This is a genomic window from Bacteroides finegoldii DSM 17565 (assembly GCF_000156195.1).
Lineage (GTDB): Bacteria > Bacteroidota > Bacteroidia > Bacteroidales > Bacteroidaceae > Bacteroides > Bacteroides finegoldii.
Genome location: NZ_GG688323.1, coordinates 7,840 through 20,362 on the forward strand (window position 1 = coordinate 7,840; position 12,523 = coordinate 20,362).

11 protein-coding genes and 1 tRNA gene are annotated in these 12,523 nt (G+C 38.2%); 5 read left to right on the forward strand and 7 right to left on the reverse strand.

Going from position 1 to position 12,523, the window contains the following annotated elements; translation table 11 throughout:
* Positions 1-241 precede the first annotated feature (241 nt).
* Both BACFIN_RS10675 and BACFIN_RS10670 read right to left on the reverse strand, forming a co-directional pair.
* Entirely contained in the window at positions 242-1,102 is an 861-nt protein-coding gene (locus BACFIN_RS10675) for a PepSY-like domain-containing protein (protein ID WP_007752785.1), read from the reverse strand.
* A gap of 25 nt (positions 1,103-1,127) precedes the next feature.
* Entirely contained in the window at positions 1,128-1,562 is a 435-nt protein-coding gene (locus BACFIN_RS10670) for a PepSY-like domain-containing protein (protein ID WP_007752787.1), read from the reverse strand.
* A 319-nt stretch (positions 1,563-1,881) separates the two neighbouring features.
* Here BACFIN_RS10670 and BACFIN_RS10665 point away from each other — a divergent pair, with 319 nt between their 5' ends.
* From BACFIN_RS10665 to BACFIN_RS10655, 3 genes are read left to right on the forward strand one after another with little or no spacing between them, the layout of a single operon-like run.
* Positions 1,882-3,033, forward strand: coding sequence for a COG1470 family protein (locus tag BACFIN_RS10665; protein ID WP_007752789.1), 1,152 nt, complete (start codon positions 1,882-1,884; stop codon positions 3,031-3,033).
* A 3-nt stretch (positions 3,034-3,036) separates the two neighbouring features.
* Complete coding sequence (locus tag BACFIN_RS10660) at positions 3,037-3,780, forward strand: ABC transporter ATP-binding protein (RefSeq protein ID WP_032839573.1); 744 nt, start codon at positions 3,037-3,039, stop codon at positions 3,778-3,780.
* Positions 3,773-4,729, forward strand: a complete 957-nt coding sequence (locus BACFIN_RS10655; RefSeq protein WP_007752792.1) for an ABC transporter permease — start codon at positions 3,773-3,775, stop codon at positions 4,727-4,729. Before BACFIN_RS10660 ends, BACFIN_RS10655 begins: the two co-directional genes overlap by 8 nt.
* Before the next feature lie 131 nt (positions 4,730-4,860).
* Here the strand turns inward: BACFIN_RS10655 and BACFIN_RS10650 are convergent, their stop codons facing one another.
* The 5 genes from BACFIN_RS10650 to BACFIN_RS10630 form a co-directional block, all read right to left on the reverse strand.
* Positions 4,861-6,135 carry a sensor histidine kinase gene (locus BACFIN_RS10650; protein ID WP_007752795.1) on the reverse strand — a complete coding sequence of 425 codons (1,275 nt, stop codon included), beginning with the start codon at positions 6,133-6,135 and terminating at the stop codon, positions 4,861-4,863.
* A 22-nt stretch (positions 6,136-6,157) separates the two neighbouring features.
* Positions 6,158-6,835, reverse strand: coding sequence for a response regulator transcription factor (locus BACFIN_RS10645; RefSeq protein ID WP_007752797.1), 678 nt, complete (start codon positions 6,833-6,835; stop codon positions 6,158-6,160).
* Positions 6,836-7,046: 211 nt separating this feature from the next.
* Positions 7,047-8,540: a proline--tRNA ligase gene (proS, locus tag BACFIN_RS10640; protein ID WP_007752799.1), complete on the reverse strand. Its 1,494-nt coding sequence runs from the start codon at positions 8,538-8,540 to the stop codon at positions 7,047-7,049.
* A 170-nt stretch (positions 8,541-8,710) separates the two neighbouring features.
* Positions 8,711-9,139 (reverse strand): DUF2867 domain-containing protein, encoded by a 429-nt coding sequence (locus tag BACFIN_RS10635; RefSeq protein ID WP_004295997.1) that lies wholly within the window; start codon positions 9,137-9,139, stop codon positions 8,711-8,713.
* A gap of 137 nt (positions 9,140-9,276) precedes the next feature.
* Positions 9,277-9,349 (reverse strand) — tRNA-Gly (locus tag BACFIN_RS10630).
* Positions 9,350-10,125: 776 nt separating this feature from the next.
* Between BACFIN_RS10630 and BACFIN_RS10625 the strand changes: the two genes are divergently transcribed.
* Both BACFIN_RS10625 and BACFIN_RS10620 read left to right on the forward strand, forming a co-directional pair.
* Complete coding sequence (locus tag BACFIN_RS10625) at positions 10,126-11,538, forward strand: TolC family protein (RefSeq protein WP_007752818.1); 1,413 nt, start codon at positions 10,126-10,128, stop codon at positions 11,536-11,538.
* A gap of 6 nt (positions 11,539-11,544) precedes the next feature.
* The coding region (locus BACFIN_RS10620) for an HlyD family secretion protein (protein ID WP_007752821.1) at positions 11,545-12,523 on the forward strand (979 nt) is incomplete at its 3' end.

Sequence of the window (12,523 nt, forward strand, 5' to 3'; positions counted from 1 at the left end):
TCCATCTCACCTTCCAGAGCTGCATTCAGGATACTTTCCAATAAAGGGGCAAAAGCACCGTCTTTACCTAACAAGGGCTTACCTGCTTTCAGCTGTTCAATTGCCTTGTTCTTGATACTTTCAAAATCAAATTCTTCTTTCATAAAAAAACTGTGTTAGCAAAGTTAATATTTTATTTTAATCTTTGCTGACACAGTTTAATTTACATCCTCTTATTTTATTTACCGGATAACCTTTTCATTTATGGAATGACATTTCCATCACTATCTATATTTACTGTAAGATCAGTCTCTCCTAATTCTAAATCAATGCGATAATATTTTGTGTCATTAGCTTTTTCGATATACTCTGCGTCATCCAAATTATATTCTTTATATTGCTTTTCGATAACATTCCTAACAGTCTCCGGAAGTTCATTTTTATGCACTTCCCATGAAGTCGAATACCAGTTTCCGTTCGAATCGAATAATATTTCTTTATGGATTCTGTTATGAATGATGTCCACTTCCGTATATCCGTAATACTTATCATTTCGGTCGTTTTCTATATCTACTTCCATGATAAGAGCATTTGAATAGTTTTTATAAATGAAATTCTTTATGGCCTCTGTCAGTTGAACAGGGAGATATTCATCTTCATCATTATCTGTGTCAACAATACTCTTTATCAATGTTCCATTGGCAGAATAGTGCAAATCCACCTCTTGATTTTGTTTTTCCACTTCGATTACATAAATAATTTCAAAACCATCCCGTTCTAATTTATCTACATCATCTACTTTCCAAGTAAGATAATATTCGCTGTTTTCAAAGGAGGCCTGTATTTCTTGGGGCAATGCAGAGAGAGGAATATCCGTTTCAGTCATTTTCCATATTCCGTCCTGTGTAAACCAGGCAGATATTTCATACTGGTCATAGAAATCAGCGACATAATATCCGGCCTTACTTTCCCATTTTACATTCGTTACATTCGGGTATTTGGATGATAAGGCATTCTGTAACTCTACAGGTACGTTCGGTGATTCGTCATCATTATTGTCACAACTTTGTAAACTCCATATAGCACTTAGTGCCAGTAAAAAAGCAAATTTTTTTAGTTTCATTATCAGTCTGTTTTAAAAGGTTTAATTAATCAATATCAATCAAATTAAATTTCAAGTCGAATTTCAATTCCGTACGGTTGGACAGTTTTACTTCATAATCTTTTTTATCCCTCTCTATTTTCAGGATTTTAGCATCGGGATAATTGGTCGTTACATATTTTTGAATTGTTGCAGGGATAATAGCTGCAGGTACCGCACTATATTTGCAATTTACTTCTTCCCAGTTTCCTTTGTTATCAAATTCTACTTTATCGCCATTAGTGAAAATCACTTCATAACTTTTATAAAAGAAATCACTTTCCATTTTGGCTAATGCTACTTTGCTGTCGGCAAAATGCTGCTTGATAAACTGCTGTGCTTGTTGTGGCATTTGAGTTACCTGAATAGGTTTGTCGTCATCTGCACGAGCTACTGTTTGCAAAGTAAAAAGACATACTAATAAGAATACTAACTTTTTCATAATCGTTGTTTTTTAAATATTGGTTTTTACTACTATTATTAATTTCACATTGCAAAGATGAAAGGAGAATCTGAAAAGATTTGGGAATTTTGAGAATTATCGAAAAAAATCTCACAAAAATATAGTGACGCTATCCTGTTAACATAGCGTCACTATTTATATAAGGATACCGTCATTGTCCTATAGCGATAGCGTCATATAATTTCTTCTTGATATTAGATTCTTTAGGATTCTTTTAAAACTACTAATATACACATCGTTTATTTTTGCACACACGAATTTGACGATATTCATATTAAATAACCATAAGAACTTTTTTATGACTATGAGAACAAATTATTTTTTATTATTCGCTATTCTATTGGGAGTTATTCCCATGAGTTACACGCACGCCAATGATTCAATACCGAAAAGCGTGATTCTGTATACACCTTACACAAAAATCTCCGTATCGCCCGGAGCGTCAATTGATTACAGTATTGATCTTATTAACAACACGGACCAATTGACGAATGCGAATCTTTCTGTTAGCGGATTGTCCTCCAGTTGGAAACACGAAATGAAATCCGGTGGCTGGAGCCTTAGCCAGCTGTCGGTACTTCCCAAAGAGAAAAAGACTTTTAATTTAAAAGTCGAAGTTCCATTAAAAGTGAATAAAGGCAATTATCATTTTGTGGTATATGCCGGAAACGCTAAACTTCCCTTGGATGTGGTGGTTGCTCAAAAAGGAACGTACCAAACCGAATTTACTACTGACCAGCCCAACATGCAGGGAAATTCGAAATCAACCTTCACTTTCAGTGCTACTTTAAAGAATCAGACCGCTGATCAGCAACTATATGCTTTGATGGCTAATGCCCCCAGAGGGTGGAATGTCGTTTTTAAACCGAACTACAAACAAGCCACTTCTGCACAAGTAGAGGCAAACAGTACACAAAATGTAAGTATAGATATTACCCCTCCTGCCAATGTAGAAGCCGGTAGCTATAAAATTCCGGTACGTGCTGCTACAGGTACAACTTCTGCCGAATTGGAACTGGAAGTAGTTGTCACCGGTTCTTATCAAATGGAACTGACTACTCCTCGCGGGTTATTGAGCACAGATGTCACAGTTGGTGATGTGAAGAAAATAGAACTGGAAGTAAGAAACACTGGCTCTTCATTACTGAAAGATATTCAGTTGTCTGCCAATAAACCAGCAGACTGGGAAGTAACTTTTGAACCTTCAAAGATTGATGCATTAAAAGCCGGCGAGACATCAACGGTGATGGCTACTTTGAAAGCTTCTAAAAAAGCATTGCCTGGGGACTATGTAACTACTATCATGGCCAAAACCCCTGAAGTAAATGCCGATGCGCAGTTCAGAATTGCGGTAAAAACTCCGATGATATGGGGATGGGTAGGTGTTCTTATCATCATTGCTACTATCGGTGTGGTGTACTATCTGTTCCGTAAATATGGAAGGAGGTAAATGATGGGCGAACAAGTGATCGTACTTACCGATTTGACCAAGCAATATGGTAATTTCACTGCTGTAGATCATATTCGCCTGAATATCCGGAAAGGGGAAATCTTCGGATTGTTGGGACCGAATGGTGCCGGAAAATCAACTACTATCTTAATGATGCTAGGGTTGACGGAACCTACTTCGGGAACTGTTGAAATCTGTGGAATAAATTCTACGACACATCCTATTGAAGTAAAAAGGAGGATAGGTTACTTGCCTGAAGATGTAGGATTTTATGATGATATGACAGGGCCGGAGAACTTGATTTATACAGCGCGATTAAATGGTATTTCTGATAAGGAGGCAAAAACCAAAGCTATGGAACTGATGAAGCGGGTAGGCCTTGAAGATCAGTTAACCAAAAAGACCGGAAAATATTCTCGTGGTATGAGACAGCGATTGGGGTTGGCTGACGTACTTATTAAAAATCCGGAGATTATTATCCTCGATGAGCCAACTTCAGGAATTGATCCGGCAGGTGTTCAGGAGTTTATCGAACTGATTCGCTGGTTGAGCAAAGAAGAAGGTTTGACTGTGCTTTTCTCTTCCCATCACTTGGATCAGGTACAGAAAGTGTGCGACCGTGTTGGTTTGTTTAGTAATGGCCAATTACTTGCGTTGATCGATATGGCAGAACTGAAAGACAAGAAACAGGAATTGTCTGATATTTATAACCATTATTTTGAGGAAGGAGGAGAAAGACATGAATAAAGTCAATCATCCTTTTTGGGTGATCGTCAACAAGGAAATTTCCGACCATGTCAAAAGTTGGCGGTTCATTATATTAATAGGTATTATAGCGCTTACCTGCATGGGATCGCTATATACAGCACTCACAAATATTGGTGAAGCTATCAAGCCTAATGATCCGGACGGCTCGTTTTTATTTTTGAAGTTGTTTACGGTTTCAGATGGGACTCTCCCCTCTTTTGTACTGTTTATTAACTTCTTAGGACCTTTATTGGGAATCGCCTTAGGATTTGACGCAGTCAATTCCGAACAAAATAAAGGAACATTGAGCCGTATGCTGTCCCAGCCTATTCATCGTGATTGCATTATCAACGCGAAGTTTGTGGCTGCTCTGATTGTAATAGGTATCATGCTGTTTGTATTGGGCTTTTTGGTAATGGGCTGTGGATTGATTGCCATTGGCATTCCTCCTACAGCAGAAGAATTTTGGCGAATTGTTTTCTTCATCATTACCAGTATCTTTTATGTAGCATTTTGGCTGAATTTAGCTATTTTGTTTTCACTCCGTTTTCGTCAGGCAGCGACTTCTGCATTGGCATCGGTGGCTGTTTGGTTGTTCTTTAGCGTATTCTATACCATGATTGTTAATTTGGTGGCAAAAGGTTTAAGCCCGTCACAGATGGCGTCGCCTTATCAGATTATCAGTTATCAAAAGTTTATTTTGGGATTGATGCGTTTGGCACCGAGTGAATTGTTTAATGAAGCTACCACTACATTATTGATGCCTTCTGTTAGAAGTTTGGGACCATTGACTATGGAACAGGTGCAGGGAGCTATTCCCAGTCCGCTTCCGTTGGGACAAAGTCTTTTAGTCGTATGGCCGCAACTGACGGGACTGATTGCAGCAACAGTTATCTGTTTCGCTATCTCTTATATCATGTTTATGAGGAGAGAAATACGATCCCGATAACTAACTCACCATAAAAGACGCAAAGGACACAGAGAAATAAGTTAAATGAATACAGCTGATAGATCGGATAATGATTACCGACAAGTTATTCACTTTTTACTCCGTGTCCTTTGTGTTTTCTGAATAAAAAATTATTGTCTGGAAATCTCGAAGCAGTGCTCTTTCTGTTCGAAGTAATATCTTATACTCAAGTGTTGCAAACGACAGATAGAATCGGCTATTGCTAGTCCCAGACCTGTAGATCCTTCCTTTTTAGTTCCTTGATAGAAACGTTCGAAGATATGTTCCTTATCCAACGGATTTTCTACTCCTGAATTTCGGAAAGTAATACTGTTTTTGGTAACAGTGATCCGGATATGTCCCCCGTCAATGTTATGTACAAATGCATTTTTTAGGAGATTCGTGAGTAAAGCAACAGCCAGAGATTCATTCATTGTCACATTGAAAATGTCCTGTTCATCGATAGTTACTTCTATGTTACGATAGTCGTAAACTTCTTCGTAATCTTGCAGATATTGTTTGAGAAGTCCATTTAGTTCCAATTGCTTGGTATCCGTAAACTGGCCATTGTCAATTTTGGTAAGCAATAGTAGAGATTTGTTTAATTTAGTGATGTATTCTAAAGTCTGGTGGGTTTTCATCAGCTCTTCCAGTTGTTTTTCTGATAACGAATCATCTTCCATCAACATTTCCAATCGGTTACGGCAGATAGCAAGTGGAGTTTGTATCTCATGTGAAGCATTTCCGATAAATTGTTTTTGTTGTTCGAACATCTGCTCCGTACGTTCTACATAACGAATAGCAGCCTCATTTAATTTTCGGAATTCCGTGATTTGGGTTTCGTTACTCAACGGCTTATTCTTTTTTCCTGTTTGATAACCGTCCAGCCAATGAAGAAGTACATAGAGCGGTCGCATATTCCGATAGAACACCCATACGGAAATGATAATAATACAGAATAACAGAGCTACATACAAAAATATAATCCATACTTGGATGGCATCTCTCAAGTCATCTTTTTCAATGCTGGGAGTTGATACTGTCAGCTCGTGGTATCGTCCTTCATCGTCTTTAAAGATAGTAGTAAGAATACGTGCCGGTTCGGTTTCCTCTTTTTCTTCAATATATACCATAGAGTCTTTATATTGAATATCCTCCCGGCTTTCCGCATATTCTTTGCTTACTTCCATCATATAATATTGATTGTTGGAGCCGTTGGTTTTAGAAGGTAGCTCCTCTCCTGCCAATGCCCGGATAATGATGGTTTCCGAATAATCTTCCAGAGCGTCATCCACTTCATCGTTGACTTCATCAATCATCGTAACATAAAAAAATATAGCCCAGACCGTCAGTATGAAGGTCAAAGCAAGCGTAATACGAAGAATGATGTAATATATTAATTTCATAGACAATATTCTCTTTCTTTTTTTATTCTACTACCATTTTATACCCAAACCCATAGACCGCTTTGATTTCAATGTTTGCACCCGAATCTTTGAGCTTTTTGCGAAGATTCTTAATCTGTGCATATATGAAGTCAAAATTATCAACCTGGTCAATATGATCTCCCCATACTGATTCGGCCAAAGTGTTTTTATTGATTAATCTTCCGGGACGATTGATAAAATATAACAGGATGTCATACTCTTTTCTATTTAGCTCCACTTCTTGATCGTTGACAAATACACGATATTTATCCGGTTCTATTCGTACATTACCTTGGCGGATATCAATTTCTCCGTCATGCTGATGACGGCGAATCACGCTTTTAATCCGTGCATTTAGTTCAACCAAATGAAATGGTTTTGGCAAATAATCGTCTGCTCCCAGTTCTAGTCCCAAAACTTTGTCTTCCAAGGAGTCCTTTGCGGAAATAATAATTACGTTCTCCCGTTTATGGAGAGCTTTCAGCCGTTCAAGAAGATCAAGTCCGCTTCCGTCCGGTAGCATGATGTCCAATAAGATACAATCATAGTCGTAGTCTTCAACTTTGCGTAGAGCAGAATTAAAGTCACTGGCTGTTTCCACAACGTAACGTTCTTTTTCAAGTGAACATTGAATCAGTTCTCTCAAAGAGGGTTCGTCTTCTACAATCAATATCTTCATAACTTTGTCTCCTTTCTTTTTTACAGCTACAAAGAAAAGGGATATTTCTGAAATAAAACTGAAATGGATTGAAAAAAGAGTTTGAAATAACTATTGAATGTCCTATGAACTATTAGGACAGGTCACAAATAATATAATATGGATGGAAAAAGAAAAGGATGAAAGCGATTGAATCGTTTCCATCCTTTTTATAATTATGTGTGATTTCTATTTAATAAGAACGTGCAAATATCACGCGGCAAGCAGATGGTTTGCCTGTTACCATACATTTACCCGGTTCCTTGTCTCCCGGAACAAATGAATCGAACGGAATACAACGAATGGTTGCTTTGGTTTCTTCCTTAATCTTTTCTTCTGTTTCAGTAGTTCCGTCCCAATGAGCCAGAATAAATCCACCTTCTTCGATTTTTTCTTTAAATTCGTCGTAGGTATCTACTGTTGTAATCTTGGAGTTACGGTAGTCCAATGCTTTCTTGTAGATATTAGCCTGCATTTCTTCCAGCAAGTTCTGAACATACGTTTCAATGCCTTCACAAGTAACTGTTTCTTTTTCCAGTGTATCACGGCGCATCACTTCCATGGTGTTGTTTTCAAGGTCGCGACCACCCATAACCAAACGAACAGGTACACCTTTCAATTCATAGTCAGCGAATTTAAAGCCCGGACGTTTATTATCTGCATTGTCATATTTAACAGAGATACCTAATGCTTTCAGTTTCGCTACAATGCCTTCTACTTTAGCATCGATTTGTTTCAGTTGTTCGTCATTCTTATAGATAGGAACGATCACTACCTGAATAGGAGCCAAATGCGGAGGTAATACCAATCCGTTATCATCCGAGTGAGTCATAATCAATGCACCCATCAAACGGGTAGAAACGCCCCATGAAGTAGCCCAAACATACTCCAACTTGTTTTCTTTATTAACAAATTGAACATCGAATGCTTTTGCAAAGTTTTGTCCCAGGAAGTGGGAGGTACCACTCTGCAACGCTTTTCCATCCTGCATCATGGCTTCAATTGTATAAGTATCAAGTGCACCGGCAAAACGTTCGTTGGCTGATTTTACTCCCTTTACAACAGGAACGGCCATATATTTTTCTGCAAATTCACCATATACATTCAGCATTCTGATTGCTTCTTCTTCCGCTTCCTCACGAGTAGCATGAGCAGTATGGCCTTCTTGCCACAGAAATTCAGCAGTACGCAGGAAAAGGCGTGTACGCATTTCCCAACGGAAAACGTTAGCCCACTGATTGCAAAGAATAGGCAGGTCACGGTAAGATTGAATCCAGTTCTTATAAGTATTCCAGATGATTGTTTCTGATGTCGGACGGATAATTAATTCCTCTTCCAATTTAGCTGCAGGATCTACTACAACTCCTGAACCGTCTTCTGCATTCTTCAAGCGATAATGCGTTACAACGGCACACTCTTTAGCAAAACCTTCTACGTGTTCAGCTTCGCGGCTTAAGAATGATTTCGGGATTAATAGCGGGAAATATGCATTTACGTGTCCTGTTTCCTTGAACATGTCGTCCAATTGACGTTGCATTTTCTCCCAGATAGCGTATCCGTAAGGCTTAATCACCATACATCCGCGCACGGCAGATTGTTCTGCCAAATCAGCTTTTACCACCAAATCGTTATACCACTGTGAGTAGTTTTCACTACGTTTGGTAAGGTCTTTCAGTTCTTTTGCCATTATATTTTTCTATTTAAAGTTTTCTTGAGTGTTAAAACAGGGTGCAAAAATACGAAAAATGCATGAACTGCCCTATTCTTCATGCATTAATTTTCTAAAGTCATTTGCTTCTATATTACATATCTCATTTTTCATATTCGTTATATCGTTGCATCCGCGACTATGCTTGTTCAGCATAGCGCCTTTTTGAGAACTAAAGGCACTATGACCCGATGAAAAGGTTTTATACAAAAGAAATAAGCCTTTCCTACCCAATTATGGTATTTTACTAATGTGGTAACCTCAATCATTTGTTTTCCTGTTTCCAATGGTGTAATGAAAATATCGACATAAAACAATAAATGTTTATCGTCTTTTCTCATAATTGCTTCTTGCTTGTCTTCCTCTATAATAAGTTCTTCACTTTCAATAGCTTTAGTTTCTATACCGAAAGGTTTGACTAAACAGGCCCTTATTGCATACAACATTCGGAGCCAAGCGGGGTTATGAGCAAAGACTTTTAAAATAATATCTTTAGGAGACAAACGATTTTCTGTAACTTCTATGGAAAAACTGTCACTGTAATCTACGGGGAGATATTTCTCTATTTTCTTAGCCATATTGGTTATTCAATTAGGGTTATTCTACAATAGTTCAGTTTAGGTTTCCTCCGATAATAGATAAAACCATAGAAAAGGGGGCTTGAAAAATAAAAAATCAGGCAGTTTATTTAAGATAACCACCTGATTTTCAAAAGAGCGGTAAACGAGGCTCGAACTCGCGACCTGCGGCTTGGGAAGCCGCCGCTCTACCAACTGAGCTATTACCGCATATTTACTGCATTTCTCGACTCAAAAGCCTTATGAAATGGTGATGCAAAGGTAAACATAATTTTTATATCTCAAATAAAATCGCAGAAATTTTAATGCAAGAAAAAAGAGAAATCAAAGCATCTTCAATTCTTTTGTTTTGATGAAAAACAACCGGATATAAAAAAACGCATATTAGTAGCCCGTATAATTAAAAATATACAGATTGACGATAGTCGCTATAGAAAAAACTCCAGGATTTCCGGTTAATAAGATTCAGATATAAACTATTTTAGTGAATAATCTATCACTAGGTTCTAAATAGAGAATGAATATTGAATATGTGAGAATAAAGTTGCTTATATTATTTCAAATTGACAGATTTAGTTTCTAGCAAAATAAATAAGATTTAGAAACAAACAGGTACTTTATGGGCTATTTGGTAGCTTCCTTTTAAAGGGAGAACACGCTTCTCACCGACCAACGGTTGGTTCCATTTAAAGGAACAGAGCTTTTCCTTTAAAGAAACAACTCCAATATGCATTTATGTTTTGTATAATCAAGTAGTTTATATCCATTAATAACACGCTTATTGCATATACTTGCATTATTTTATGCATCATTTTTTCTATCTGATAGAAATGATACAAACGTGATTCAAAGAGAAGATGAAAAATAGAACATCTTATAAAAAAGCGTTGAAACCTTCTTTTGTTGTATTGCTATATTCTTTCTGATGAACAAACCTCTCTTTTCATCTGTTAGAATATCTCAAATTCAGATATAACCTAACCAGTATGAAAAAAAATAAGCGACTTTTTATACTATTGACTTTGTATTTTTCCATCGGTCAGATAGATGCACAGATACCATTAAGTTTCGAAGAATCACTGCATCTGTTGAATCAAGGAAATCAGAGTCTGAAAATAGCAGATAAGAGTATTGAGATTGCGAAGGCTGAACGTGATAAGTTGAATGCTTTTTGGTATCCCAGTCTTCAATCTACAGGTGCGTTTGTACACATGTCGGAGAAGATCGAAGTCAAACAGCCTTTATCGCAGTTTACCGATCCGGCTAAAGACTTTGTACATTCCATTATTCCGGATGACCAGATCATTTCGTCTATACTGGATCAAATTGGGGCAAATACCCTTATATTTCCTTTGACTCCAAGAAATCTGACAACTGTTGATTTATCAGCCGAGTGGGTACTCTTTTCCGGTGGTAAACGCTTCCGTGCCACCAACATCGGAAGAACGATGGTCGACTTGGCACGGGAAAGTCGGGCACAGGTATCGGCCAATCAGCAAAATCTATTAGTTGAAAGTTATTATGGGCTTCGACTGGCACAACAAATTGTGACGGTTCGTGAAGAAACCTACAACGGATTGAAGAAACATTATGAAAATGCCTTGAAGTTAGAAGCTGCAGGTATGCTTGATAAAGCCGGAAGACTTTTTGCCCAAGTAAATATGGATGAAGCTAAGCGTGCATTGGAAGCTGCACGAAAAGAAGAAACAGTAGTGCAAAGTGCTTTAAAAGTTTTGCTGAATAAAAAAGATACAGATACTGATATAGCACCTACTTCTCCCCTTTTTATGAATGATTCAATACCTCCTAAGATGCTTTTTGACTTCTCTGTAAACAGCGGGAACTATACGCTTAACCAGTTACGGTTACAGCAGCATATTGCCAAGCAAGAAGTACGGATTGCACAAAGTGGCTATATGCCGAATATAGCCCTTTTCGGAAAACAAACCTTATATTCGCATGGTATTCAGAGTAATTTGTTACCGCGTACGATGATAGGTATCGGGTTTACGTGGAATCTGTTCGATGGTTTGGATCGTGAGAAGAAAATACGCCAATCGAAGTTAACGGAACAGACGCTTGCTTTAGGGCAAATGAAGGCTCGTGACGATTTGGCTGTTGGTATAGATAAGTTATATACGCAGTTGCAAAAAGCGCAGGATAATGTGAAGGCATTGAATGCGACAATTGCTTTAAGTGAAGAATTGGTTCGTATCCGGAAGAAATCTTTCGCTGAAGGAATGGCAACTTCTACCGAGGTTATTGATGCTGAAACCATGCTTGCCAATGTAAAGGTGGCTCGTTTGGCAGCATATTATGAATATGATGTGGCACTGATGAATCTACTTTCACTCTGTGGCACACCTGAACAATTTGCAAACTATCAACCTAAACCGTAACAAACAATGAAATTAGCTAGTAGAACCCTTTCATGGGCCTTCGTCATTATTATGTTCGCTGTCGGTGTTTTTACAGCACTGGGAATTATATTGATGCATAAACAACCGTTAGTTCTTCAAGGGCAAGCGGAAGCGACTGAAATTCGTATTAGTGGAAAACTTCCCGGGCGTATAGACACATTCTTTGTCCGGGAAGGTGATTGGGTACATCAAGGGGATACTCTTGTTGTAATCAATAGTCCTGAAATATATGCCAAGTATCAACAAGTAAATGCTTTGGAACAGGTTGCCGTACAACAGAATAAAAAAATAGATGCTGGAACCCGTCGCCAGATTGTAGCTACTGCATTACAGCTCTGGAACAAGACAAAGAGTGATCTCGGTCTTGCTCAAACAACGTATAATCGTATTCTTACTTTATATAAAGATAGTGTTGTAACTTCTCAGAGAAAAGATGAAGTGGAAGCGATGTATAAAGCAGCTGTTGCAGCCGAACGTGCAGCGTATGAACAATACCAGATGGCTGTAGATGGTGCACAAAAAGAAGATAAAGCGTCTGCCGCCAGTATGGTAGACGCTGCCAAAAGTACAGTGGATGAAGTTTCTGCTTTATTGCTCGATGCACGGCTGACAGCACCGGAGGACGGGCAAATAGCAAGCATCTTCCCAAAACGTGGAGAGTTGGTTGCACCGGGTACTCCTATTATGAATTTGGTAGTAATGGATGATGTACATGTTGTTCTCAATGTGCGTGAAGATCTGATGCCGCAGTTTAAAATGGGGGAAACTTTCATCGCAGATATACCTGCTATCGGTAAAAAAGATGTTGAATTTAAGATATACTATATTAGTCCGCTAGGTAGCTTCGCCACGTGGAAATCAACCAAGCAAACCGGAAGTTATGATTTGCGCACATTTGAGATTCATGCTCGTCCGATGCAAAAGGTAGATGATCTGCGTCCCGGTATGTCTGTGTTGCTAACGT